This window comes from Streptomyces sp. NPDC017520 (genome assembly GCF_044329855.1).
Classification (GTDB): domain Bacteria; phylum Actinomycetota; class Actinomycetes; order Streptomycetales; family Streptomycetaceae; genus Streptomyces.
Window position 1 is genome coordinate 100277 of record NZ_JBIRKB010000014.1, and the last position, 24010, is coordinate 124286.

At 68.5% G+C, this 24010-nt stretch carries 27 protein-coding genes and 1 pseudogene; 9 read left to right on the forward strand and 19 right to left on the reverse strand.

The genetic code is table 11. The annotated features are described in order from the left end of the window. Positions 1–16: 16 nt before the first annotated feature. Together ACH4KB_RS28595 and ACH4KB_RS28600 are read right to left on the reverse strand one after the other, a co-directional pair. The gene (locus ACH4KB_RS28595) at positions 17–172 is read right to left on the reverse strand and encodes a hypothetical protein (RefSeq protein ID WP_398068730.1); all 156 of its coding nucleotides are present in this window, start codon (positions 170–172) and stop codon (positions 17–19) included. Between the two features lie 73 nt (positions 173–245). After that, positions 246–959, reverse strand: coding sequence for a DNA alkylation repair protein (locus ACH4KB_RS28600; protein ID WP_398068731.1), 714 nt, complete (start codon positions 957–959; stop codon positions 246–248). 49 nt (positions 960–1008) lie between these two features. On the opposite strand from ACH4KB_RS28600, the gene ACH4KB_RS28605 reads away from it, so the two are divergent. Continuing rightward, entirely contained in the window at positions 1009–1731 is a 723-nt protein-coding gene (locus ACH4KB_RS28605; RefSeq protein ID WP_398068732.1) for a TVP38/TMEM64 family protein, read from the forward strand. A gap of 178 nt (positions 1732–1909) precedes the next feature. Beyond that, positions 1910–2782 (forward strand): undecaprenyl-diphosphate phosphatase, encoded by an 873-nt coding sequence (locus ACH4KB_RS28610; RefSeq protein ID WP_398068733.1) that lies wholly within the window; start codon positions 1910–1912, stop codon positions 2780–2782. 310 nt (positions 2783–3092) lie between these two features. On the opposite strand, the gene ACH4KB_RS28615 is transcribed toward ACH4KB_RS28610, so the two are convergent. After that, a complete protein-coding gene (locus ACH4KB_RS28615; RefSeq protein WP_398068734.1) occupies positions 3093–3434 on the reverse strand; it encodes a carbamoyltransferase N-terminal domain-containing protein in 342 nt (113 codons plus the stop codon). Positions 3435–4120: 686 nt separating this feature from the next. Between ACH4KB_RS28615 and ACH4KB_RS28620 the strand changes: the two genes are divergently transcribed. Both ACH4KB_RS28620 and ACH4KB_RS28625 read left to right on the forward strand, forming a co-directional pair. Then, the gene (locus tag ACH4KB_RS28620; RefSeq protein WP_398068813.1) at positions 4121–4513 is read left to right on the forward strand and encodes a hypothetical protein; all 393 of its coding nucleotides are present in this window, start codon (positions 4121–4123) and stop codon (positions 4511–4513) included. A gap of 5 nt (positions 4514–4518) precedes the next feature. Then, complete coding sequence (locus tag ACH4KB_RS28625; protein ID WP_398068814.1) at positions 4519–5187, forward strand: nucleotidyl transferase AbiEii/AbiGii toxin family protein; 669 nt, start codon at positions 4519–4521, stop codon at positions 5185–5187. Positions 5188–5852: 665 nt separating this feature from the next. On the opposite strand, the gene ACH4KB_RS28630 is transcribed toward ACH4KB_RS28625, so the two are convergent. From ACH4KB_RS28630 to ACH4KB_RS28660, 7 genes are all read right to left on the reverse strand, one after another. Beyond that, positions 5853–8033: a hypothetical protein gene (locus ACH4KB_RS28630; RefSeq protein ID WP_398068735.1), complete on the reverse strand. Its 2181-nt coding sequence runs from the start codon at positions 8031–8033 to the stop codon at positions 5853–5855. Next, a complete protein-coding gene (locus ACH4KB_RS28635; RefSeq protein WP_398068736.1) occupies positions 8030–8857 on the reverse strand; it encodes a hypothetical protein in 828 nt (275 codons plus the stop codon). Before ACH4KB_RS28635 ends, ACH4KB_RS28630 begins: the two co-directional genes overlap by 4 nt. A 17-nt stretch (positions 8858–8874) precedes the next feature. After that, positions 8875–9711 (reverse strand): vWA domain-containing protein, encoded by an 837-nt coding sequence (locus ACH4KB_RS28640; protein WP_398068737.1) that lies wholly within the window; start codon positions 9709–9711, stop codon positions 8875–8877. A gap of 184 nt (positions 9712–9895) precedes the next feature. Continuing rightward, positions 9896–13597 (reverse strand): AAA domain-containing protein, encoded by a 3702-nt coding sequence (locus ACH4KB_RS28645; protein ID WP_398068738.1) that lies wholly within the window; start codon positions 13595–13597, stop codon positions 9896–9898. Continuing rightward, positions 13594–13989: a hypothetical protein gene (locus ACH4KB_RS28650; protein WP_398068739.1), complete on the reverse strand. Its 396-nt coding sequence runs from the start codon at positions 13987–13989 to the stop codon at positions 13594–13596. Before ACH4KB_RS28650 ends, ACH4KB_RS28645 begins: the two co-directional genes overlap by 4 nt. A 102-nt stretch (positions 13990–14091) precedes the next feature. Next, entirely contained in the window at positions 14092–14781 is a 690-nt protein-coding gene (locus ACH4KB_RS28655) for a restriction endonuclease (RefSeq protein ID WP_398068740.1), read from the reverse strand. After that, positions 14754–14963: a hypothetical protein gene (locus ACH4KB_RS28660; RefSeq protein ID WP_398068741.1), complete on the reverse strand. Its 210-nt coding sequence runs from the start codon at positions 14961–14963 to the stop codon at positions 14754–14756. The genes ACH4KB_RS28655 and ACH4KB_RS28660 overlap by 28 nt, the downstream gene beginning before the upstream one ends. 342 nt (positions 14964–15305) lie before the next feature. Here ACH4KB_RS28660 and ACH4KB_RS28665 point away from each other — a divergent pair, with 342 nt between their 5' ends. Beyond that, entirely contained in the window at positions 15306–15890 is a 585-nt protein-coding gene (locus ACH4KB_RS28665) for a hypothetical protein (protein WP_398068742.1), read from the forward strand. Here the strand turns inward: ACH4KB_RS28665 and ACH4KB_RS28670 are convergent. The 3 genes from ACH4KB_RS28670 to ACH4KB_RS28680 form a co-directional block, all read right to left on the reverse strand. Further along, positions 15803–16189 carry a transposase gene (locus ACH4KB_RS28670; protein WP_398068743.1) on the reverse strand — a complete coding sequence of 129 codons (387 nt, stop codon included), beginning with the start codon at positions 16187–16189 and terminating at the stop codon, positions 15803–15805. The genes ACH4KB_RS28665 and ACH4KB_RS28670 overlap by 88 nt on opposite strands. Positions 16190–16198: 9 nt before the next feature. Further along, the gene (locus ACH4KB_RS28675) at positions 16199–16582 is read right to left on the reverse strand and encodes a transposase (RefSeq protein WP_398068744.1); all 384 of its coding nucleotides are present in this window, start codon (positions 16580–16582) and stop codon (positions 16199–16201) included. 167 nt (positions 16583–16749) lie between these two features. After that, positions 16750–17232: a transposase gene (locus ACH4KB_RS28680; RefSeq protein ID WP_398068745.1), complete on the reverse strand. Its 483-nt coding sequence runs from the start codon at positions 17230–17232 to the stop codon at positions 16750–16752. Positions 17233–17438: 206 nt separating this feature from the next. Between ACH4KB_RS28680 and ACH4KB_RS28685 the strand changes: the two genes are divergently transcribed. Continuing rightward, positions 17439–17561: a hypothetical protein gene (locus tag ACH4KB_RS28685; RefSeq protein ID WP_398068746.1), complete on the forward strand. Its 123-nt coding sequence runs from the start codon at positions 17439–17441 to the stop codon at positions 17559–17561. Positions 17562–17878: 317 nt separating this feature from the next. Beyond that, positions 17879–18427, forward strand: coding sequence for a Uma2 family endonuclease (locus tag ACH4KB_RS28690; RefSeq protein ID WP_398068815.1), 549 nt, complete (start codon positions 17879–17881; stop codon positions 18425–18427). Positions 18428–18454: 27 nt separating this feature from the next. Here the strand turns inward: ACH4KB_RS28690 and ACH4KB_RS28695 are convergent, their stop codons facing one another. Then, a complete protein-coding gene (locus ACH4KB_RS28695) occupies positions 18455–18841 on the reverse strand; it encodes a hypothetical protein (RefSeq protein WP_398068747.1) in 387 nt (128 codons plus the stop codon). A gap of 169 nt (positions 18842–19010) precedes the next feature. Between ACH4KB_RS28695 and ACH4KB_RS28700 the strand changes: the two genes are divergently transcribed. Continuing rightward, positions 19011–19925: a transposase family protein gene (locus tag ACH4KB_RS28700; RefSeq protein WP_398068816.1), complete on the forward strand. Its 915-nt coding sequence runs from the start codon at positions 19011–19013 to the stop codon at positions 19923–19925. A 44-nt stretch (positions 19926–19969) separates the two neighbouring features. Here the strand turns inward: ACH4KB_RS28700 and ACH4KB_RS28705 are convergent, their stop codons facing one another. Beyond that, positions 19970–20134 carry a hypothetical protein gene (locus tag ACH4KB_RS28705; RefSeq protein ID WP_398068748.1) on the reverse strand — a complete coding sequence of 55 codons (165 nt, stop codon included), beginning with the start codon at positions 20132–20134 and terminating at the stop codon, positions 19970–19972. Between the two features lie 864 nt (positions 20135–20998). On the opposite strand from ACH4KB_RS28705, the pseudogene ACH4KB_RS28710 reads away from it, so the two are divergent. Then, positions 20999–21136 (forward strand): annotated as a pseudogene (locus ACH4KB_RS28710) (undecaprenyl-diphosphatase); the annotation flags it as partial. A 179-nt stretch (positions 21137–21315) separates the two neighbouring features. Here the strand turns inward: ACH4KB_RS28710 and ACH4KB_RS28715 are convergent. The 4 genes from ACH4KB_RS28715 to ACH4KB_RS28730 form a co-directional block, all read right to left on the reverse strand. Then, complete coding sequence (locus ACH4KB_RS28715) at positions 21316–22458, reverse strand: hypothetical protein (RefSeq protein ID WP_398068749.1); 1143 nt, start codon at positions 22456–22458, stop codon at positions 21316–21318. Beyond that, positions 22455–23030 carry a sigma-70 family RNA polymerase sigma factor gene (locus ACH4KB_RS28720; RefSeq protein WP_398068750.1) on the reverse strand — a complete coding sequence of 192 codons (576 nt, stop codon included), beginning with the start codon at positions 23028–23030 and terminating at the stop codon, positions 22455–22457. The genes ACH4KB_RS28715 and ACH4KB_RS28720 overlap by 4 nt, the downstream gene beginning before the upstream one ends. Beyond that, positions 23027–23275 (reverse strand): hypothetical protein, encoded by a 249-nt coding sequence (locus tag ACH4KB_RS28725; protein WP_398068751.1) that lies wholly within the window; start codon positions 23273–23275, stop codon positions 23027–23029. Before ACH4KB_RS28725 ends, ACH4KB_RS28720 begins: the two co-directional genes overlap by 4 nt. Before the next feature lie 161 nt (positions 23276–23436). Next, positions 23437–24000 carry an AAA family ATPase gene (locus ACH4KB_RS28730; protein WP_398068752.1) on the reverse strand — a complete coding sequence of 188 codons (564 nt, stop codon included), beginning with the start codon at positions 23998–24000 and terminating at the stop codon, positions 23437–23439. Positions 24001–24010: the final 10 nt, after the last annotated feature.

Sequence of the window (24010 nt, forward strand, 5' to 3'; positions counted from 1 at the left end):
GACGGTCGGGGGAGGGTCAGCTTCGGGCGCCGCCGATGGGCGCTGCGGCGGCGGTGCACACTGCCGCTGCCGCTTCCGCGGAGAGCGCGGCCACGAGGGCCGCGTCGTTCGCGGCAGCCTTCGGCGCGTCCGCGACTGCGGACGGCGCTGCGGGGAAGGCGTACCGGAACATGCCCCTGATCATGGCCGGTCGGGGCGGTGCCGTCGAATGGATTTCCCGGCCTTCGCGCGGCATTCCCTCCGCCTCAGAGGTTCTTGAGCGCCTCGCGCGCGGAGAGCGGCGACAGGCGGGCCCCGGGTCCGTGGACGAAGTCGCGTACGGCGGTGGGGTCGGTCTTGGCGTACTCCCGCAGGGCCCAGCCGATCGCCTTGCGGAGGAAGAAGTCGGGGTGGTCCGCGCGGCGCAGGCAGTAGCCGAAGAGCCGGTCGGTGTCGGTGGCCTCCCGGTAGCGCAACTGGTGCAGGAGGGCGGTCCTGGCCGCCCAGAGGCTGGGGTCGTCGATCCACCGGTCCATCTCCCGGGCGAGCGCCGGGTCGGCGGCGACCAGAGGTCCCGCGACATGCGCGGCCAGCACGTCGACCGTGTCCCACCAGGGGACGGTGGTCACGAGGTGGTGCAGGACGGGCAGGAAGCCCGAGGTGCAGCGGCCCACGTACCGGCGCAGGTAGTCGGCGGCGAAGTACTGGTACTCCCGCTCCGGCAGCCGCCAGCAGCGCAGCGCGATCGCCGTGCAGTCCGCCTCGTCCGGCCGCCCGGCGCCCGCCAGCACGGTCCGCGACAGGGCCCGGCGCTCGGGGGTGGGGATCCCGAGGAAGGGGGCGACGTGCTTCATGTACGCGGCGGCTCCCTCGGCCCGTACAGGGTCGGCGGCCGGGGCGTAGACGGCGACGAGCCGCTCCAGGACGGTGTCGGCGAGGGTGCTGTCCGGCGGTACGGGGGCGTCGGCGGCGGGGTTCACGCGAGGCACATTACGGCGATCACACAGCGTTTTCGGTTACTCTCCCCGAATGTTCGACCCCGTCCCCTCCGCCCGGCCCGCCACCGGTCCCGCCCTGCGCCTCTCCCGGGCGCTGCTGTCGCCGTGGTCCCGGTTCTCGCTGCTCGTGGTGGTCCTGCTGGGGGCCGCGTCGACGATGCTGCTGTTCGAACCGCAGCGGCTGCTGGCGTCGGGCTGGCCGCCCCAGCTGACCGGGGGCACGGCCGCGATGCTCTTCGGGCTGGCGTACGGGGCGCTGACGGTGGCGTTCGTGCCGCGCCCGCTGCTCAACATCGCCGCGGGCGCGCTGTTCGGCGCGCAGACGGGCCTCGCGGCGGCGCTTGCGGGGACGGTGCTGGGCGCGGGCGTGTCGTTCATGCTGGGCCGGGTGCTGGGCCAGGACGCGCTGCGGACCCTGTTGCGCGGGAGGCTGCTGACCGCCGCGGACGGGGTGCTGAGCCGGCACGGCTTCCGGTCCGTCCTGGCGCTGCGGCTCTTCCCCGGGATCCCGTTCGCCGCCGCCAACTACTGCGCGGCGACCTCCCGGATGAGCGCTCCGCCGTTCCTCCTGGCCACCGGGCTGGGGTCGATCCCGAACACGGCGGCGTACGTGATAGCCGGCAGCGAGGCCGCGTCGCCGACCTCGCCGGTCTTCCTGGCCGCCACGGGCTTCATCGTGCTGTCCGCCCTCGGCGGGGCGCTGGTCGCCTGGCGCAAGCGCCACCGGCTCGGCCGGGACACGCCGGAGGACTGAACGTACGGCGGCACGTGGATGACCGGTGCAGTAGGTCTGACGTTTACTTTCAGGCGATACGCTGCCCGCGACCCCGATGTCCTTGTTGTCCTTGACCGCGCTCCGTACTCCGCACGCAGCCGACGGGCCCAGTCGCCCGTGGCCGATGCACGATCACCTCCGGGATGGCCAAAGCCCCATGAGCTGGTTCGAATCATTCGTCCTGGGACTCGTTCAGGGACTGACCGAGTTCCTGCCGATCTCCTCCAGCGCCCATCTGCGGCTGACCGCCGCGTTCGCCGGCTGGCACGACCCGGGGGCCGCCTTCACCGCCATCAGTCAGATCGGCACGGAGGCGGCGGTGCTCATCTACTTCCGCAAGGACATCGCACGCATCCTGTCGGCGTGGTTCCGCTCGCTGACGGACCGTTCGATGCGCGGTGACCACGACGCCCAGATGGGCTGGCTGGTCATCGTCGGCTCGATCCCCATCGGCGTACTGGGCATCACGCTCAAGGACCAGATCGAGGGGCCGTTCCGCGATCTCCGGCTGATCGCGACGACGCTGATCGGCATGGGCATCGTGCTGGGCATCGCCGACCGGCTGGCCGCGCGCGACGAGTCGGGCGGCAAGCACCGTGTGGTGAAGGAGCGCAAGACGCTCAAGGAGCTGGGGGTCAGAGACGGTCTGATCTTCGGGTTCTGCCAGGCGATGGCGCTGGTCCCCGGGGTCTCCCGGTCGGGCGCGACGATCAGCGGTGGTCTGCTGATGGGCTACACCCGCGAGTCGGCCGCCCGCTACTCGTTCCTGCTGGCGATCCCCGCCGTGCTCGCCTCGGGCGCCTACGAGCTCAAGGACGTGGGCGACGGGCATATCTCCTGGGGCCCGACGATCTTCGCGACGCTGGTGGCGTTCTTCGTCGGATACGCCGTCATCGCGTGGTTCATGAAGTTCATCACGACCAAGAGCTTCATGCCATTTGTGTGGTATCGGATTGCGCTGGGCATCGTGCTGTTCGTGCTGGTCGGGACCGATGTCCTCAGCCCGCACGCAGGCGAGTCCGGCGGCTGAACCAGGGCCTCACAGGTAGCGCTATCTAGCATTTCCTAGCGCCTGATTGCAGCACCGCACCATGATCATCTCCCACTCGTCTCCCACCCGGGAGACCGGGAGACGAGCAGTCAGAAGTGCGCACCCGCAAAGTCGGGAGCGCAAGGGGGGCCCGCACAGGAGCAGCTGTGCGGGCCCTTCTACTTGGCGGCCGGCCCGGGTCAGTCGAGGCTCAGGCGGGCCGGCAGACCCTGGACACGGCCGGCGAGCGCCTTCTCCGGGTCCGGGTTGATGGTGGCAAGTGCCACTGCGGCCGTCACGATGACATCGCTCAGCCCCTTCTCGACGAGCCGCCAGCGCGGGCGGTGAGGAAGTCGAGGGTGTAGCGGTCGGGGTTGCCGAAGCCGGCCAGGCCCATGAGCTTGCCGGAGCTGGTCCAGTTGCCGAGTCCGAGGTGTTCGGCGACGGTCTCGTAGAACCAGCCCAGCGACTGGCTGAACGGGAACTGGCGCAGGACCTTCAGTCCGTCGGCGGTGCCGTGGGCGAGGGTGGCGGAGACGCCTCGCCGGAGCCGTCGACCATCTTGTGGTGCTTGCGGCGGGAGAAGCGCTCCTCCTCGGCGAAGGCGACCACCTTCCCGTCGATGACCAGGCAGGCGGAGCGGTGGAAGCAAAGGGGGAGGAGGGGGCGGCGGTACGGGCCGATTCGGCTGGGTGCCCGTCGTCCCCGATCGGCGACCGGTGTTTCCCCTCCACGATCCTTGCCACAGCAGCCTCCTCAAGGCCTGGGTTATCCACTGCAGAAGCGGAGGCCCGCGATGCACGAGGGCGCACATGCGCCTGTACGCCTGCTGCATACAACCCAGCGACTGGGTCGCTCGTCAGCCTTCGAGCGGGCGGCCCTGTGCTGCCCGCAGGCGGGCCAGACCGGAGACCCGCGTGCGAGCAAGTGGCAGGTTCGTCTTCGGAGGTCGGGAGCGTGACGGGCATGGACCACACACCGCTGGTCTGGGAGGCGATGACCGAGCGCGACCACCACCTCGGCGAGTCCCATGCCGTGGCCAGGACAGGGAGCCCGGCCACGGTGAGTACGTCGGTGCAGCCGGCCTCCTTCCCGGCAACCAAGGCGCGGATCTGGGCCTTGGTTGCCGTCCCACGCAGCGGTAATCGCGGAGCCAACTCAGCCCTCTACCGCATTGCCCTCGTCCGCATTGCCCTCGTCCGCATGTCCAGAGACGCCCGCGCCAACGAGTTTGCCGCGGCGGCGGACCGTTCCGACTTTCCTGCCGGTGGATGTCGGCCGGTGATCGGCCGCGTCCAGCTGCTCGGCGAGCGGGAAGCTGCCGCCATAATGGGGGGCATGCCCTCCAGCCCGCACCACCCCGCACCCGCGTCGAAGAACCTCTCGGGCACGGACGCCGAGGACCTCGCGCTGTACCGGGAGAAGTTCCGGTGCCGTCTGCCGGAGTCGCTGGACGAGTTGCACGGCCCGACCCAGGGGGTCGTCGAGCTGCCGCTGCACATGGCCTGGTCCGGGATGACCTCGTACGACCTGGGCAAGCCGCGCCAGCGCATGGGCCTGTACCGCACTGTCTTGCATGAGGGCCTGCACGACGACCTGCCCCGCTACCTCAACCAGGACCTGCTCCTCCAGCTGTGGCCGGTGCTGCGCACTCTCATCGGCCGCACCGTGCGCACCGTATGGGAGGACGCCTTCGCTCAGCTCGCCTCCCGCACCCAGGCAGCCGCGTGACAGACATGCCGGAGCTGCACGCGCGGCTCCTGGCGGATGTGATCGCCCTCGGCTCCCCGTATCCTCTGGTCCTCACTGGCGGGTATGCCGTGCGGGCGCACCGCCTCGTGAACCGCCCCAGCCAGGACCTCGATGTCGCCACCGAGAACCCGGCGCCCATGGCCGACATCGCGGCCACGCTCCGCACCGGCCTGGAAGCCCGCGGCTGGAAGGTGCACGCGCTGGAGACCGCCCCGCTGTCCGCCCGCTTCACCGTGACCGACCCGGCCACCGGGCAGGACTGCGAGGTCGACATCCTCAAGGAGATCTTCTGGCGGCCGATCGCCCAGAGCCCGTACGGGTCCGTCCTCGCGGAGGAGGACGTGATCGGGACCAAGGTCCGCGCCCTCGCCGACCGCGGAGCGCCCCGTGGCCTGATCGACGTGTTCGCAGCCTCCCGCCGTTGGAACACTGCCGATCTCGAGGAATTCGGCCGTCGCCACGCCCGCGGCCGCTTCGAGCGCGAAGACCTGCAGGCAAACCTCGCCGGATCCGAGTGGACCGACGACGAAGCCTTCGCCGCCTACGGCCTGGACCAGGCCACCATCACCGCTCTTCGTGCCTGGGCCGTGGAGTGGGGCGACGGCCTCGCGGCCCGACTCCTCGAAGAGTCGGATAATCCGGACATCGACTGATCACATCTGGCCGACCACCGGAAACGGGAGCCCGGGGAAGCCGAGCGAGGGGCAAGTACGGTGCCGTGGAAATATCCCCACGGCACTGGGCAAACTGGCCCCTCACTGGCGATACGGCCAACGTCCGACTCCTCCGGGCAGCCAGGCCACGCCTCGAAGGTAGAGCTCGGCAAGCACTTCGGGCGTCCACGCTCTGAGGAACTGACTTCCCTCGAGCCCGCAGCCTGACGACGTTCTATCAGCGCGGACGACCGCCGCTGAGGTGGCGAAAAGAAGAGCTCCTCGCTCGCCAACACTGCTCCAGTGGCCTGACCAGCCAGCCCGCCGGCGCACCCGACACGCCATCAGAACGAGCGTCATCTCAGCGTCAAGATATCGCCTGTAACGCCCACACCGCACATAATGCACAGGGGAAAAATCGCAGGCCAGGAGCCCTTTGCGGCCCGGCTCCAAGATCGCCACCACTCCACGTGATGCGTCATCGAAATGACATCACACACAACGTAGCCAGCGACTTGCCTGGTCGGAGCTCCACCTCTGCTCGAAGTAGCGCGGCTTCACGCCTGCGAGCGTCAAACACAACGTCTCAGGTCCATCGCGATCACCGGGAGCAGCGCCGCAAGAATGCGCCTCTATATCCCTGGCAGCAGCTCACGACCATGATGTCAGCGGGCGATGTAGAGGAACCGCACATAGGATCCGAGCGACAGTCCGCGCTGTCGAAGCCTGACAGTCTCGACCGCGTCGCTCAATACCTCGTGGAGCGCGCTGTTCTGCTGAAGAGCTGTCGCGCGCCGTCCGAACTCCTGACGCTGCTGCCGGGCCCGATCACCTGCAAGGGAATTCTCGCGGTTGAGTCGTTCCAGCCCTTCCTCCCTCTGCTTCCGCGCCTTCACACGCAGCGCCTCCGTCTCCGACTCCACGCCCCTGCGCCAATCAACGAGCTGGACCCTGCGGCGGGTGATGTCCTCCTCGATCAGTTGACGCTCCGACATGGCGAGGGAGGTAGGTTGCCGTGCTTCCACTGCAGCAACCACGCGCTTTCGCCAGCTATCAAGAGCGATGGCCTTGGCCTCGCCAATGCCGTTGACGTCGATGACACGACCGCTGCTCAGCACGAGGACGGCACCGGTGTTGTTGTAGTGCGTGTTCTGCACGGGCCGGTAACCCTTGAAGTCCGCCGCGGTCCGGATGCCCGCGGCCGCCAGACGCGAGGCGAGCTTCGGCCCGATACCGGGGGGCGGGGACTGAGCGATCAGCTGTCGGCCGAGCTGGTCCCGCACATACGTGGACTGCTTGTTGGCGAGTGCCCGGGCCAGGGTTTCGCGGAGCTCTTCCGCGAGTCCGTCAATCTGCCTGTCGATATCGCGCTGCTTGCGGACCTTGCGCTTTTCGGCGTCCTTGAGATCGGCATGGTAGCGCGCGGTGAGTTTGTCCTGCGCTCTGGGTAGAGCAGAGGTCCGCTTGGCTTCCGCCGCGTCGAACTTCGCCCGTTCCTTGTGCAGCTTGTCTGCTGCTTTGACCGGGTCATCGAGCTGTGCGAGTTCCTCTGTCAGTTTGCTCAGCGTGGCCCGGAGTTGTGTCCTCTCCGTACGGCGGCTCCGGGCGAACAAGGTGAGCGCCACGGCGACGAACCCGGGAATCCCTGCCTCGATCTGCGACACCGAGAAACCCGCGACGCACATGACGACGGTCGTGATCACCATGAGAGGAGTGACCACGGCCACGGCAACATCCAGCAGTGTCCGGGTGCGGAAACCGTCCGGAGCGGCGTCCGAGAGCTGGGGAGGCGTTGGCGCGGCATCCGGAGAGACGTGCCCGGTCATCATCCAATCCGGCAGCCCGCCGGCAGCAGGGGGCACGGGGGTACTGGCGGTGGCCGTGATCGTCGCGGCGACGCGTTGCTTCGGCACAGCCAAGGCGAGTGGAGGCAGGACATCCATCGGCTGAGCTGCCAAGGACCTCAACTGATCGGCGAGCCCACTCACCGTCCGATCAGGGTGAGCCAGCAGCGTCTGCAGTCTCATGGAGCCGCCCGGACTCCTGAAATCGTCCTCGGTGAGCAGCAGGAACTCTCCGCTCGGCTCGTGAAGGCGATTCCACAAGGCAGGGTCGGAAGCAATCGCTTTGAGCGACAGGAAGATCACCCAGGCGGAGAACCGGTCGAGCTCCGCCCCGAAGTCATCGTTCCCACGCATAGGTGACTGGTAGTTGCGGTGTCCCCTTTCGGTGCCACTCATGCCGGCGAGCTCAGGGACATACATGCCGTCGTAGTCGACCAGGCGCAGCGTTTCGTCGCTTGCAACGAGCAGATTGCCGTGTTGCAGGTCACCGTGAGCTATCTCGAGAGCATCGAGATCACGGGTCAGCGCCCCGAAACGGTCGGCCAGACGGCCGACGGCGGAGGGGCGAGCATGATTGTCGTCGAGCCAGGAGGACAACGTGACGGCTTCAGCCCATTCCATCTTCAGTACCGGATAGCGATCCCGGCCCACGCTGATGGCGTCGGCAAGATACTCGAATCCTAGATTCCATGGCTGCGACAGCTCCCTCTGGTCCAGTCGAGCGAGCCGCGCGCTGATGGCCTGATAGCGGCGTTCCTGGTCCGGGACGTTCCGGGTGAAGCACTTGATCGCATACCGTCTGCCGGAGACCGCAGAAGTCAGCGAGAAGACGCTCGCGAAGGCGCCCGAGATGGCGCGAGGCAGACCGAGTTTGGTGAGCTCCGGCCGTGCACCTACGAGTTCGGGATGATGGAAACACAGCTGTGTGTGTTGCAGTGCCTCTGCGTACTGGGCACCGCTCGGAAACTGCCGCTGCGGACCAGTGACCGGGCCTACGTTCATCGCCCCTCGAAATCGATCCGTACGAGCGCCACATCATCGTTGCGCAATTGCCCGCCTTCCCGCAGTCCGCTCAGCCAGTTCTTGAACCCCCTCAGGTCCTCGGGGCCCGCGAACTCCAACAACTGCTTCACCGCGTCTTCCTGGTCTTGAGCGGACATGAGCCATGCAGCGAGCGCGTCCGTCATCAGCAACAGCCGGTCGCCGGGCCCGCACCGGCCTTCGGTGAAGCGCGAGCGGCGGGCCAGCAATGCCACATCGTGGTTACGGCTGCCGAAGAGGTCGGGGGTCGTACCGAACCCCTCGACGGACTCCACCGGAAAGGCCTGCGCCAGCCGGTTGTCGCGCAGATGAAACAGACAGCTGTCACCGAGTGCAGCAGCACGCCATCGCCAGCTCGGTTCAGTCGGCCTGGAAGGGGAATCGGCGTCCGGGTCGACGCGCACCGCGAGCAGGGTCGCATAGGCACCTTCTGCGATCTTGGTGTGCTCGTACCACTTCAATGGGCGTCCTCCCTCATGACGCGCCTGTGTGTAGTGCCCGAGCCAGGGTTCCCACTGTGACACCGCCTCCGCTGCGAACTCCTCGAAGGCGGTACCACCTGCCAACAGGTCCGGCGATGCCAAGGCGTGTTCGGCCGCGGAACGGGAGAGCAGACTGGCCCAGTCCTTGGCCAGTGCGCTTTCCGTCGCCCCGTCGCAGACTCCCGCGGTGAGCGGCTCCCGAAGCATGTAGTCGTGCGGACGAACGGGCAGCACGGTGACGGCGTCTTCGCATTCCGCCTCCGTACTGCCGTTCTTGGGAGCCACGAGGTGCGTGACGTACATGCATGAGGTGGGAGTCGTCACCGCAGTTCAGTGGCCCGGGTGCCGATGTCAAGGAATTGCACGACCGTGGTGATGTCCGCGTTGTAGACGAAGCCTCGGGTGGTCTCGCTGACTCGCTGACCCTGCGAGGCAGCGTACGAACGCATGTGACTGGGCAGTGGGCTCGACATCGCGAACAGTGTCCGGGCGTAGCTGTCGGGGAGGCCGTCGGCCGTGTCGGGGAAGGCTGTGGGCGTTCCGCCTGCGGCGGATACGTGCAGGTTGAACAGCAGTGCCGCTCCGTCGGCGGTGGCGTGCGAAGTGACGGCCTCGGCAGCCGCGGTGGGGTCGCCGTCCGTGGACTCGCCGTCCGTCAGGTTGATGACAATGGGCGGGAAGCTGGCGGGGTAGCGCTCGGTCCATCCCGCGACGAGACTCGCGGCGTACTGGAGAGCGCGGTTCATCGGGGTTCCGCCGTGAGCCACCGGGTCCATCCACAGCGGGAAACTCACGGCGGTCTCCACCAGGCCGCCGGCGCCGTCGGAAACCTTCTTGCTTCGCTCGTCGACCCGGGCCGGATTGTCCGCGACCTCGCTGAGAGGGACGATGTCCCGACCCGCCAATTCCCCGGCGAACGCGGACCCGACGCTCGCGCCGTATCCGATGACCGCTACATGGAAGTAGTCACGTACGCCTTCCTCCTTGGCACATTTGATGGAGAGTTCAGTGAGGAGCCGGTTGATGGCGTCGGCGACGACATCGGCCTTCTGCTGTGGCACTTCACCGCCGATGGGGTCGCCCATGGAGGTCGACTGATCGACGAGGAAGATGATGCTCGTGGGGTTGCTGCGGCTGATCTCTGCCGTGTACGGCACGTTGGGCTCCTGGCGGACTGCGATGAACGGTGGCGGGTGGGACTCGTACGGCAGCTTGCCGCCGCACCGGTAACGGTCGCAACACGTGCAGGTCACAGCATCAAAATTCCCCAACTGCAGTGTATGGCATGAAACTTGGAGCAATCGGCCGTTCGCTGAAGTCTCCGGCGGCATCGAACGGTGGTCATGGGCGACCGAGCCGGTTCGTCACGCGGTCTGTTCGCCTCGCCCACACGTGCCACGCGGGAAGCCTCACACCGTGGGACAGCAGGGCCGTGCGCAGCAGTGCCAGCCTCAAATGACGCGCGCCCTCTACATTGGACGGTGCGCCGTGATCCAGCCTGACTTGAGCGGTCCCGCCGGTGCTCCGGCGAATATCGAAGTCATAGGGATGGCCGTCGGCGGTGACGTTCCGGTCCAGTTGCACGCCGGGAATGTCCTCCGCCAGCAAGAGCTGAAGCTGATCGCCGACCAACTCGTCCTGGGAGCCGGAACTCACGTCGGTCGAGGACAACCCCGCCTTGGCCTCGGCCGCGTCCAACAGCGCGCGTGGCATGCCGTCGCGGACCAACCAGAAGTCACGGTCGCCGACCACAATGAGGTGCGAGCGGGCACGGGTGATGGCTACGTTCCACAGATTGATCTCACGACTCAGCCAGTTGACTGCGCTCGGGCGCATTCTCGCTCCCGCCACGAGCGACAGCAGGATCACGTCCTGCTGTCCTCCCTGGAAGGTGTGGACCGTGCCGACCCGAACACGCGACTCGTGCTTCCAGCGCTCGGCGATCAGGTCCTTCTGGGCCCGGAAGGGTGTGACCACCCCTACCGTCGAGCCTTCGGGTAGCCGTTTGAGCAACCGCTCGATCGAAATATGAACGCGATCAGCCTCTTCATGATTCAGCCACGACCCGCTCGCGCCCCTACGCGCCGTCCCCGTGACATCGAGCCACTGAACCGCGTCGACGCCTCCGAGTCGCCGCAGGGACCGGGGGTCGGTGAGGACGGTCAACCGACCGCCGTAGCACCGCTGGTTCGAGATCTCTACGATGTCCGGGTGGCAACGGAAGTGCTCGTCCAGAAGCAGGGTTTCCGCAGCCGCGTGTGCAGCCGCGTGGAACGAGGAGTAACGGCGGTGTTCGAGTCGGTGCTCATCGAGCCAGCTCGCGCGAAGCCCGGCCCTGCGATGCGCCTCGGCCTCCTGCCGGGGCTGAAGGGTGGTGATGTGCTGCAACTGCATGGGATCACCGATCACCAGGGCTCGGTGTGCTCGGAAGAGCAGAGGCAGTACGTCCGGCGTGGAGCACTGACTCGCCTCATCGACGATGACCAGGTCGAAGAGGGCTGCGCGGTCCCGGAACCTCCGGGGGGAGCGCGCGGTGACGGCCCAACCGGACACCTGCGGCAGGATCCGGTCCAAGGTCGACCACTCCCGGGGCGACCTTGACTTGACTGCGTCGACACGCTCGTGGATGCCCGCGCGGGCGGTCAGCGCCTGCTCGGCAACTGATGCGCGGAGCATAGCCGCTGCCGAGTCGCGGACCCGGCGATCTGAATCCCGCAGCGCAGCGAGGAGCTCAGCGTCGTCGACCGCCGAGTCCCCTTCGCCGCTTGTCTGTCGCCAGGCGAACTCTGCTTCCACGAAGGACAGCAGATTGACGAAGTCCTGACGTCCTGCCACCGGCACTGACAAGGGGGAAAGGGCACGGAGACACCGGTTCCGCAACCAGTGGCCAAAGATTCCGAGGCGAACCGACATGCGGGCCCGACGCAGCCATCGACCGAGGTCAGCATCGTCACCCAGGGCCACAGCGAACTCCTGTGGAGTGATGTGATGTTGTGCGGCATAGTCGAAGCGCAGCCGACCAAGGTGGGCTAGCCGGCTCTCCCGAGTGGTGATGTCGCCGAGTCGGCGTCGTAGCGCATCCTGCGACCGGACGCGGTTCCGGAGTTCACCGCGGTACGTCTGGGACGTCTGATCGGGCTTGGCACTGCGCGTCAACTGCTCCAGCGTCCGCAATTCCTGCTCGACGGCACTCTGGTTGCCGGTGCGCACGAGAAGCCCCGGTGCCAGCTCCTCACACCGCTCCCAGACCTCGTCAACGGCCTTGTTGTTGGTCGATGCCACGAGCACCGTCTGACCGGCCGCCCTGGCTGTGGCGACAGCATTGACGATGAGCTGGCTCTTGCCGGTACCCGGCGGGCCGGTGGCGACGGTGAGCCTGCGGACCATGGCGGCCCGGATGACGGCTTCTTGCCCTTCGTTGATTTCGAGTGGGGCGACGATCTGCACCGCCCGCTCGGCACTCTCGTCAACCTCTGCGGCTCCCGCTCCTGCGAACGCGCCCAGCGCAGTGCCGGAGAACTGCCCGATGCTCTTCCGCAGCGTCTTGTAGTCCTTCATCAGTTGCGCGGTGGCGGCGGAGTCCGGTCGCGCGGCGAAGACGATCGCCACATTGCGGGCCCCTTCGTGCGCGGCCCGCAAGGAGCTGCCGTCACCGAGCGATCCCGGATCGAGGTGCTCCGTGTCGGGCAGCCCCAGCTCCTGCAGCAAGCTGCGCAGATCGCGGACCATGTCTTCTCGGAATCCCGGCCGCCAGTTGGGCTGGTAGGCAGCCAACAGCTCGTTGCCCTCGTCCTTGCCCAACCGTTCGAGGACGAGTCTGGGGTGCAGCGCGATCGGCCCGGTGGGCGTGACCACGTTGCGCCCCTGGGAATCGCGTTCGACCTCGACCTGCCGCATGGCGAGCGGTGCGCACACCTGCCGCTTGCCGTCGTAGAGGACAGCGACGGGATATCCGTACCAGAGGTCGGCACCGTCCTTGGCGGCTCGTTCTGCCAGGTCCGCGACGCCCTCCGGCGCCTGCACCGAGGTCTCCATGCCGGAGAGCAGGACTTCCTCCTTCGCCGCCCAGACCGCACGCGGAGGTTCGCTGCCCGCGAGAGGCAGCAGGTGGTCGGTGGAGCTCTCGGCCTCCAGGCAGTGCTGGTAGTACGTCAGCAGGTGATTCCAGTCCGCGTCGGTGAACGCGGAGTCGTCGTGTGCCGTCTCGGTGGACTTGACCGGCGCCGGTACGGCTTTCCCCGAGTCGTCGACGGCTGCGGAGAGACCGGCGGGCAGCGGCTTGAGCGCGGGGATCTGGCGCCCCGTGGAGGCACGAGCCAGATAGATGTCGCCAGTGACGTGCAGGCTGGACTGGGTCGGCGTCTGCCGCCGTGCGTCGGGTGCCTTCTGCAGGTCGCGGCTGATGTGCCGGAACAAGTCGTTCGCAGAGACCTGGCCGTCACCGTCCAGATCCGCCTGGCCCGAATGCAGGCCTTCGACGATCGCGCGGGTGAACTGAGAAGGCTGGTCCGCATCGGTGGTGAACGCCGGCTCCCAGTGCTGCGATGCGGTGATGACGTGGACACCGCCTGCCTCCAGGACCGGTGCGGTGGTCGAGTGCGAGGCCCCCTTGCTGCGAAAGCCCTGCACGGCGCTGCCGCTGAAGCAGCAGTCGAGCAGAAGAACTTTGCGCCGGGCGGCGCACTTCTCCAACTGATCGGTCACGTAGGAGGCTTCAAGAGCGGTCTCCTGTACGCGGCCGCCCTCGGTGTCCGCGGTGACGTAGTAGAGCTGGCCACCGTCACGGTCGTATGTGCCGTGGCCGCTGAGATAGAGCACGACCAGTTCGTCGGGCTCACGTGCCCTGAGGAAATGCTCGATGGCCTGCTTGATGGCCGACTTCGACGAGTCCTCGACCCGCACGCACTCCTCGTACCCGCCCACCGCGGCCATCTCCAGGACCTGGCTCAGGTAGTGGACGTCCGCGCGTACTGAGGGAAGGGCGGGAAAGCTCGCGTCTCCGTAGACCGCGGTCCCCACGAGCAGCGCGTGCTTGCGGCTCATCGGCCGGATCCCCGGCCCACACCCGGGCCGTCCCCCTGGCCTTCGCGCAGCGCCCGCACCTCGCGTCCGGAGACTCCGCCCTGGAACTCCGTGACCGAGCCGTCGGGATGTTCGATGCGCACCTTCCGGCTCCCGCGGACGCTCGCCCACGCCTTGATGGCGGCGCCGGCCACCCCGAAGCTGCCCGTGGTGAGGACGAGCACGACCTCCGGTGTCAGCAGCTCCGCCCCTTTCGCTCCCTCGGCGCCGTCAGACGCCTCCGCCGCGGCGAACCGCACCTGGGCGCCGTCCAGCTCGTGCAGAACGTCGCGCAGCTCTCGGGCTTCCAGCTCCGCGTGCCGTGGATCGGCACCGAATACTTGGATGCGTGCGGACTTGACCTCGTCAGACATTTTTCCCCTCACTACGACAACTGCTTTACTCGCACGCCGTCTTGCCGGCCGAACCGATCTCCCGCAATGATCTGGGACCGCCTTACGCGAGATCCCCGCCTCTCAAGATCTGGACAACCACCGGCTGCGCCGGGCAACCGGATCAAGCACGCGAAGTATTTGATAGAGCGGCTCGCCCTGATCCGCCCATCTCTCCAGGGCGTTCCGGTCCACGAGGTGGATTCCGTAGCGTGGGCCGCTTGCTCTGGCCGCTGTCGTGAAACCGCCGGTGGTCACGATCACAGCGAACTGGGCGCCGTGATCATGACGGTAGGTACCGTTGATGCGCTGCACGTCCTGGTCCCCGACCCGCCGGTCCGGCCGCAGTCGCTTGCACTGCACCACTACCCGCCGTCGCGAACGGTCGACGACGAGGACGTCGGCGCCCTTGTCTCCCGCTCTCCCCACGTGCTCCGCGCTCAGTCCGTCGCGGCGCAGCAAGGAGCAGACCGCCAGCTCGAACTCGCGAGGGGCCAGCGCGTCCAGGTGTGCCAGCGAGTAGCGCAGGGGCGCTCCGGGAAGCACCGAGCGGCCGACCCATCGCCGCACCACTGCCCGGCCCGGCCTCAGTGCCAGCCCCGCCGCCACGGCAGCGAGCAACGCGCCCGTCCACACGGGCCAGACCGCGACGGCACGCCACAGACCGCCCACTCCGGCGAGGGCTGCCACGCCCCAGGCCCACCAGGGCACCGCCGACCACCCTCCCTGGCTCCGTCGGCGCGGCATCAGCCGGTCGCCCCGAAGAACGTCCATACGCCGAAGGCCAGTCCGAACAGCGCGAGCCCCGCCAGATCGGTGATCGTGACGAACGTGAAGGAATGGTCCCGGCAACGCGCGAACAGTCCCTTGCGCCTGCGGCGACATGGCCGGTGATAGGCCGTCGGCCCCCCGCAACGCGACACCAGTGCAACCCCGCTGATCACCAGTAGTGCCACGACAAGCACTATCGGTCCCCCCGTCCCCCACTCTGATCTCCATGAATACCGTGAGGACCCTCGCCACGACCAGTAGGTCTTCGGCCGAAGCAGTACGAACGCGGGGCGCGTAGAAGCGCCGACGGCGCTCTTCCTCCAGATATTCCTCTCCACGCTCCCGGCGCCTTCGCCTGCTGCCCACCGGCAACGGCTTACCCCCTGTCGTAGACCACGGCTAGATGAATGAGAAGCCGTATCTCAACCGAACGTGATCGCTTGATTCCTGCTGGTCAGGCATGGTCCCGGTCGGGGGTGAGGGAGGCATCCGGCGTTCTGCTTCCGCTTGTTCGTGAGGGGTGCGCGATGGCGTCGATGCTGGGGTTGCTGGAGGCGCGGGAAGCGGCTGCCCGTGAGCGGGTGGAGGTGCTGCGGGAGGAGGCGGCCCGTCCGGCTTCGGCCTTGGAGGCCGGTGAGATCGAGCTGGACCGGCGGGTGATCGCACGCGAAGAGCTCGTCGAGGCCCTGGCCGTATCCGCCGCGGCGACCACTGCCGCGGCGGAAGCCGGGGACGCGGGAGAAACGGCGCCCACTCCCGTTCCTGGGCCTGCGTCCGCGTCGGTTCCGGGAGCGATCGTGCCGCCCTGGCGGGAGGGGCTGACGGTGTCGGTGCTCTCGCTGGACAACCTGCGGATCCTGAACGTGCTTCAGGACCGGCCGGGCCATGAGCCGATGCGGGCCAAGGACATCGCGACGGCCCTCGGGATCGAGGCGACGGTGGTGGCGAAGGTCGAGGGGGGTGCGGTCGAAGGCGAAACGCCTGGCCGAGCGCGGGTGGTTGCTGCAGGAGGCGTCGGGCGCGTTCAGTGCCGGCCGCAGGCTCGTGGCCTCGCCAGGCGGCGGCCCATCCGCGTGATCATCGCCTCGCTGGTGGCGGTCAGGGTCTCGTAGTCCCGGCACAGACGCCGCGAGTGCATCAACCAGCTCAGGGTGCGCTCGACCACCCACCGCCTGGGCAGCACCACGAACCCCTCCATATCGTCGGTGCGCTTCACGATCTGAAGGGCCAGTGCGAGTTTCTGCCGGGCCCAGTCGCCGAGGGAGCCGGTGTAGCCGCCGTCCGCCCATACAAGGCAGATGTCCCGGTGCAGGGCCCGCAGCCGGGTCAACAGGCCGACGGCCGCCTCGCGGTCCCCGACGTTCGCGGCGGTCACGGCCACGGCCAGCAGCAGCCCCAGGCAGTCGATCACGATGTGCCGCTACCGCCCGTTGATCAGCTTCCCGCCGTCGAAGCCGCGTGAGCCGGCGGGAACGTTCGCGGCGGCTTTCACCGACTGCGCGTCGATGATCCCCGCCGTCGGCTCCGCCTCCCGCCCCTCGCGCTCCCGCACCCGGCCGCGCAGCCGGTCATGGAACTCCGCGACCAGCCCGTTCTCGCGCCAGCGGCGGAAGAAGGCATAGACCCGGGCCCAGTCGGGGAAATCCGCGGGGATCGCCCGCCAGGAAATCCCGCCCGCGACCAGGTAGCGGATCGCGTGCAGCATCTGACGGTGGCAGCAGCCCTCGGGCTGCCCGCCCCGGCCCTCCAGCCAGGACGGCGTGGGCAGCAAGGGCCGCACCGCCACCCACTCCGCGTCCGTCATGTCCGACGGATACCGCCGTACCCGGTCCGGATGATCAGCCGCGTTCCCCGTACACATGCGCGACAATCGCACGAAACGACGGATGAGTTGAAATCGACAGGCGCAACCGCGTACACATGTGACAACAGGGCCTCCTGGTACTGCTCGGTCAGATTCGCATCCCCGAGCTACCGAGAGGCCCTGCCCTCATGCGCGTACAGCCGGAAGGGCACCCCATCAGGAACCCTGTTCGACCCGCACGTTCCATGATCGGTTGAGATACGGCTACTCAGCTTGCCCGCGACCGTGTCCCGTAAGGTGGGACTCTGCCGCAGCAGACAGGACTTCGGACGCCGGGCATTGTCCCAGGCGCCCTCGTCCGCGCGAGCGGCCCGGTACTTCTCACGCCCGCCATGACGCCCTACCTCGCGGCTGACCGTGGACGGTGCCCGCCCCAGCCGGCCCGCGATCGCCCGGAAGGAATCACCGGCAGCCAGACCCCGGGAGATCTCCTCCCGCTCCACCAGCGACAGCACCCCGGCCGACCTGGTCCGGGCCGCCGGGACGAACCCGCCCTTCGCCGCGACCACCCCGTGGATCGACCCGGGCACCTTGCCCAGCGCACGCCCGATCTCACTCAGCGACTGCCCGTCCCGCCATCGCCGCCACACTTCACGCTTCTGCTCGTCCGGGTTCTTCCGGTACGCGCACCCTTACGCCCGCGACACGCCGAGGCTCGCCGAGCCGCTCGCGGCGAGTGGTCCGAATGCACTCTCCCCCGACCAGTGACGCGCCCCACCGGGACGTCGCCGACCGTCTCGGGGCCGCTCCGGCAGGCCGGGCCCCGGTCGGCACGATCACTCCAGAAAGGCAAGGCATGTCACGCGACACCCGCAAGCGTGTCCACCTCCGCACGGCGGCGCTGCTCCCCGCTCCGACCTTCTTCCTGGGCGGCGTCATCGCGCCGTCGGCTTCCGCGGCCGCCGCGGAAGCCCCCTGACCTGTGAGGAAAAGGACGGCGGCTACCACTGCGACCTCGACGACATCGCAAGCCTGGTGTCGGCCGACCTCGACCCGACGCTCAAGCTGACGTGCACCACTCCACCGAAGCAGCTCGTCCATGGACCACGTCGTCCGGATCCACACCGAGATGGTCACCGGCGTCCGGCTCGTCGGACCCACACGGGCCGAGTGAGAGGTCCGGTCGCTCGACTATGCTCACACCAGCGTTGCGCCCGTGTCCGCGATCCGGGATGAGGGCCCCTGACCTCTTCGAGGCGCCTGGAGGAAGCCGTGACCGCCGAACTCCCCGACTGGATGATCCCGCCCAGGATCAGCGGCTGGGAAGCCGATGACCTCGACCGCCTCGCCCAGGCGCCGCGGCACACCGAACTCATCGACGGAGCCCTGATCTTCATGATGTCGCCGCAGCGGTCCTGGCACGCCCGGCTGGTGGAGAACCTGACCTTCGCCCTGCGCCAGGCCGCCCCCGACGGGTTCGATGCCGAGCGTGAGATGACCGTCCGGCTCGACAAGAAGAGCCGCCCTGAGCCCGACATCCTGCTCACCACCGCCTCCTACGACCCCGACCGGACGTGGTACGCGCCCGAGGACGTCGCCCTGGTCATCGAGGTCGTCTCGGAGGAGTCGGCGGACCGCGACCGGTCCCTGAAGCCCTTCAAGTACGCACAGGCCAGGATCCCCCACTTCTGGCGCGTCGAGGACGAGGCCGGCGCCCCCACCGTCCACACCTACGAACTCGACGTCATGACCAGCACGTATGTGGCCACGGGCATCCACCGCAACCGGTTGAAGGTCTCCGTCCCCGTCCCCCTCGACATCGACCTCGACAGCCTCGTGCCCTGACTCTCTGCCGGACGCCGGGCCACGGTTTCACGAGCTGCGAGCTGCCTCACGACCCCGCGAGGGCGAACGGTTCGCGGGGCTCGTAGCGGCCGGTGACGTCGCCGACCAGGTTGTCGGCGGTCGGGTCGAGGCGGGCGGTACGGTCGAAGCGTGGTCGAGGCGGGTCCAGACGATGTCCGGGCTGAAGGAGGACTCGAAGGCGTAGACGCGGTGGGTCAGGTCGGCGAGGGCGCGCCAGATGATCATGGAGATGTTCGGGCGGGCCGGGTCCGGAGTGCCGAACGACTGGGCGGCGTTGCGCATGACGCTGAGCAGGGCGGCGTAGGCGCGGGCCGGGGTGTCGGCGGGCGGGAGGCGGTCGAGGAACTCTATGACCGCCGAGTCTACCGTGGCGTCGTCAAGCGGCAGGTGCACCGTGCTCTATGTGCCGGCGTGGGCGTCGCCCTGTGGGCGCACCTAGAAGGGTTCGGCCTCCAGCGCGGCGACCGCCTCGGCGACGGTGGGGAAGCGGTCTAACGAGCTGGTGCGTGATTGCGGGTGAGGTGTTCTTGCTGGTGGGTGGCATGATCCGGTTGTGGCGATCATGGTCAGTCGGACGGTTCTCGCGCATCAGGTGTTCACGGGGGTCTCCCGGGGTCATCTCGCCTGCCTGGTTGAGGAGTTGGCCGACCCTTGGCAGGCCGTGGTCGAGGGCCGGCGTTACGAAGCTCGCGGCGGGGCCAGGAAGCGCGGGGCTGGAGCGGGTGTCCGGCATCGGCTGGTGTTCGTCGACCGGGTCGTGGCCACACTGATTCATCTGCGGCACGATTTGCCGCATGCAGCGTTGGGGCTGCTGTTCGGCGTCGACCGCTCCACGATCACCCGTGCGATCGGTGAGATACGAGGGCTGCTGGCCGAGCGGGGATGCGCGGTCCCAGACCGGCCCGGCCTGCGGCTGCGGACCCTGGCGGATGTGTTCGCATACGCCCAGGCTGAAGGCATCGAGCTGCGGCTGGACGCCACCGAAGTCCAGGTCCGCCGGCCCCCGGCCAGCCGCGGCGGACGCCGTTCCTTCGTCTCGGGGAAGAAGAAGCAGAACACGATGAAGGCCACCGTCATCGCCGACCATCAGGGCCGCACACTCTGGACCGACACCCTGCGACCAGGACGGATGCACGACGTGACCGCCGCACGCAATGAAGGCATCGGCACCTGTTTCCAGCACTTTCCCGACGTGGAAGTCCTCCTGGACGACGGCTACCTCGGACTCCGTCGCGACCACCCCGGCCAAGCGGTCACCCCGCCCAGGAAGGGGAACAAGATCAGCCCGCCCGAGGTCCTCGAAGCCCGCCTACGAGCCCGACACCGGCACTCTTCAAAGCGCATCACCGTCGAACACGCCCTCGCCGACCACAAACGCTGGAAGCAACTGACCCGCTGGACCCACCGCCGGGAGAACCTGCCCGCCACCTACCGGGCCATCGCCGGCCTCGTCTCCGACCGCAACACCACCGACTGACACAAAGCCCCAGGTCAGGTCAGGCACCCACGTCTCCAGCGCAATCACGCACCAGCTCGTAAGAGGTGCAGCGTCCACAGTGCGACGCTCACGGCCGGCAGGCGCGGGCCGCGCTCCCCGTGGTCCGATTCGGCCAGCCACGGCAGATGCGCGCCAAGACCCGCCTCGTTGGTCCCGTCCGTGGTGGCGGAGTCGTACGCGGTGGCCACCACGCTGCCGTAACGGGCTCGACCGCAGCGGCAGCGGGTCGTCCGCTCCCATACCCGCCTGCTCCGCCACGCGGGGCAGCACCCACAGGCTGGTGTCCAGGCTCTGCTTCCAGTCCATGTTCCGGCCCACGACGACCGGCTGCCAGGCCGCCTGCCACAGCACACGCGTACACATGAGTCTCACGCTAGAGCGGCCGGTCGGGACACAGGTGTCGGACCACCGGTGGGACTCAGGCGACTGCGCGGCTCTCCGCCCGACTGCGGGTCAGCGCGGCGGCCAGAGCCCTGTGGGCTGTCGTGGTCGGTCAGCTCTTCGGCGGGATTCGGACGCGGAGCCAGGCGGGAGGGCATCGAGCGGGCGGGATGATCCCCCCCCGTACCCCCCCCCGTACCCCCGTACCCGCGGGAGTCACCCCACGCCCACCGGCGACCAGATGATGTCCTGCCCCTTCGACCACAGTGACGCGCTCGAGTTCGACCCCGCACTGGTCGCGTTGGCGGCTCGCGGGCCGGTCAGCTGGATGCGCCTTCCATGCGGCGAGGCCGGGGCAGGGCTGGTGACCAGTCACGCGTCAGGTGACGTGCGATCCGCGGCTGAGCCAGGCCGCGATCGTCGGCCGAAACTATCCGAGGATGACACCGGAACCGATCGTGTCACCGGAGTCGGTATATGTGGCGGACCCGCCTGCTGCACGTGGCGGCCACAGGGGATTGCCGATTCGCAGCAAACCAGGTGGCTGCGCTTCGCGGCCAGCGAGGGAGAGCACTGGAAGGTGCCATCTCCCACTGCTCCCTGTTTCGATCTTGAAGAGTGGTGGAAAACAGCAGGTCAAAGTCGCTCAAGACCTAGACGCTATGAACTCGTTCATGAAGTTCATCACGACCAAGAGCTTCATGCCGTTCGTCATCTACCGCATCCTCCTCGGCATCGTCCTCTTCATCCTGATCTGGGCCGGGGTGCTGAGCCCGCACGCGGGTGAGTCGGCGGGCACCACCCCGTAGGCGTTGTGCGCCCCGCCCGGGAGCAGCCGGGCGGGGCGATCCAGCAGCGCAGCAGCCAGCAGCGCGGATAGATGGTCCCCACCGTACGGCGGGGGTCTGACAACGCCGGGGCCGAGCCGGTTGTCCGACCGCGAACGGCGGGCGGGGCCGCCGACCGCCCGAGCCCAGGGTCCGTCCGGCTACCGGTCGGCGAGGTCGTGGAGCGTCGCGGTGCCGGAGCGGACGACCCAGGTACCGCTGCCCGGGAACGTCTTTTCCGAGTGGGCTTTCAGCGCTTCGACGTCCAGGCCCGCGGGCCACTGTGTGCCGCGCTCCGACCAGTGCACCCCTGTGAGGTCGATCCCGGCCAGGTCGGCATCCCTCAGGTCGGCGGTGACGAAGTCGTTCAACAGCGCGTGCAGGGAGGCACCGTCGAGCGTGGGGGGCTTCTGACCGAACACCCGGCCGATGGTTCGGCACATCTCAGCGGTACGGATGCCCACGACCTGGTCGACGAGCTCACGGTGGGCGGGACTCCGATCGGGGCCGGGTTCGAAGCCGAGGAGATGGACCAGGTCCATGGCGCGGCCGTGGGCGATGTCCAGGGCGAGATCGAGGTCATCGGCAACGTTGAGACGGAAGGTCAGGGCGATGCCTCGGTTGCGGCCGACGTCGCGGGCGAGGCCGACGGCATGGGCGTGAGCGAGGTCCAGGGCGGAGGTCAGGTCCCCGGCGCGCGTGCGAGCCGCGAGGCGGTCCGCACGGGAGCCGAGTCCGCGCGCTTGTCCGAGGCGGTCGGCGACAGCGGCGGCACGGCTGAGGTCGAGTTCACGGGCGGCGGTGATGCTGAGGTCCCGAGCCAGGCCGCGGGCCAGCGGGAGATCGTGGGCGAGGTCGTGGGTGATGTCGCAAGCGAGGTCGAGAGCAAGCGTGCGAGCGAGGTAGGTGTCGTAGGGCGGGTGGTCCTCCAGCTCCAGCGCCAGCCTGCGGGTGCGGGCAAGCCGCAGGCTGGCCGTCCTGACCTCCGTCTCGTTGCGCAGGGCCATGCGGTCCTCCGGCCCGATCGCGCGTAGGAGTGCCTCCGTCCGCTTGCCGTCGTGCGGTCCGCGGAAGGAGCTGCCGGGTGCGGCGGGAGGCAGGATGGCGGAGAGTCCGGCCTCGGTGTCCAGGACGGCGTCGAGGCCGTCGACGGCGGTGTCGTGGCGAGAGAGGATGAGTATCTCCCGCAGTCCGGCTTCGACATCGAGAACTCCGTCCAGAGCACGGGCCAGGGAGGGCTGGATCCGATCGAGCCGCCGGTGCGGTTCCTGCCCGTCAGGGTCGTATGCGGGGTGGCGGGTCACTGGTCCTCCTCGCGTTCCTCGATACGGGCTACTGCGGCTCGGCGGGCCTTCTTGAGGTTGGCGCGCACGGTCTCGGCCGACAGACCGAGGTGGTCGGCGATGTCGGTGGGCGTGAAGCCGTTCAGGGTCCAGGCCATGACCTGGCGTTGTCTCGGAGGGAGGCCGCGCAGGATGAGCAGCGCGTCGTACCGCGCCTCCCACTCGGCGATGGCGTCGGGACGCGGCAGCAGGGACGTCGGCTCGGGAACGTCCTCGACGGGATCTTCGATCTCGGCGACCTTGCGTATCAGCGCACGGGAGGCGGCCTTGTGGACCCACGCCTTCGGATACTCGATGTCGCCCCAGCACCGGTAGGCGTCGGTCATGCTCTCCTGCGCGATGTCCGCGGCGTCCCGCACGCCGGCCCCTTGGTTGATCAGGAAGCCGACCAGCGAGCGCAGTTCCTCGCGGTAGAAGGAGGCGAACTCCGCGTCCGTCCGCTGCCGGTCCCGGTCGTCCCGGTCGAACGGGGCAGGAGGCGCGGGGACAGCCGCTGACCGGTCAGCCCCCTCGGCCGGGTCCTGGACGCTCATGCCGTGAGGCCCTTCTCGCCGTCGGCCGGGGGACCTTCGATCCTCACGCACAGGTAATGCCCGGTGTCGCCGCGTTCGCCCATTTCCACCGTGCCTCCTGTCGGCAGCTTGCCCGCCATCTCCAGCAGACAGTGGTGCCGTTCCCGTTCGCTCTGCGCCCGTCGGTGCAACCGCAGCCAGAGCGCCGTCAGCGCGAAGGCTTTGGCGATGACGATCGAACCGAACACTGTCATGGCCGAGTCCATTCGGGGGCCTCCTCTTCCTCATGGGTACCGACCGCGAAGCCGTTATGAGTTGAGGGGAAATCAGGGTCGTGATCGTGAACTTCCTGACCGGAAATTCTTTGGGGTCAGACAGCTTCGGCACGCTCCTCGGTGCCTGACCGGTGGACAGGGCCGCTGGGGTATCAGGTCCGCGGAGGCCTCAGGCCGGTGGCGGACAGGACCGCGTCGACCGTCTCGTCCACGGTCAGTTCCGCGCTGTCGATCCAGATCTTCTCGTCGGCCAGTTCGGCGCGCATCGCCGTCTCCAGGAACGACCAGTCCGTCGTCAGCGTCTTGTCCCGGGCGAGGTTGCGCTCCATGGCCTTCGCGGCGCCGGGAGCCAGGACCACGCAGTGCAGCGGTACGCCGGTGAGCGTGGCGCGGTAGAAGTCGAGGTGGGCACGGCGTACGACGACGTCGTCGATGACCGGGAGGAAGCCCGCGGCGACGAAACTGTCCGCCAGCAGGCAGGCGTTGCGGGCCCGGAGGAAGATCTGCCGGTCCGCCTCCTCGTCCCGCTCGGGCGAGGGCCACCGGCCGCCGGAGACGATGAGTTCCTGGAGGGCGTCCACCTCGATGTGGGCGGAGGCGGCGAAGCGGGCGGCGAGAGCCGCGGCCACGGTGCTCTTGCCGCTGCCGGGGATGCCCATCAGCAGGACGGCGCCCGCCGCCGGCTCGGTGTCCACCGGTACCTCGGTCCACCCCATGTCGCCGCGC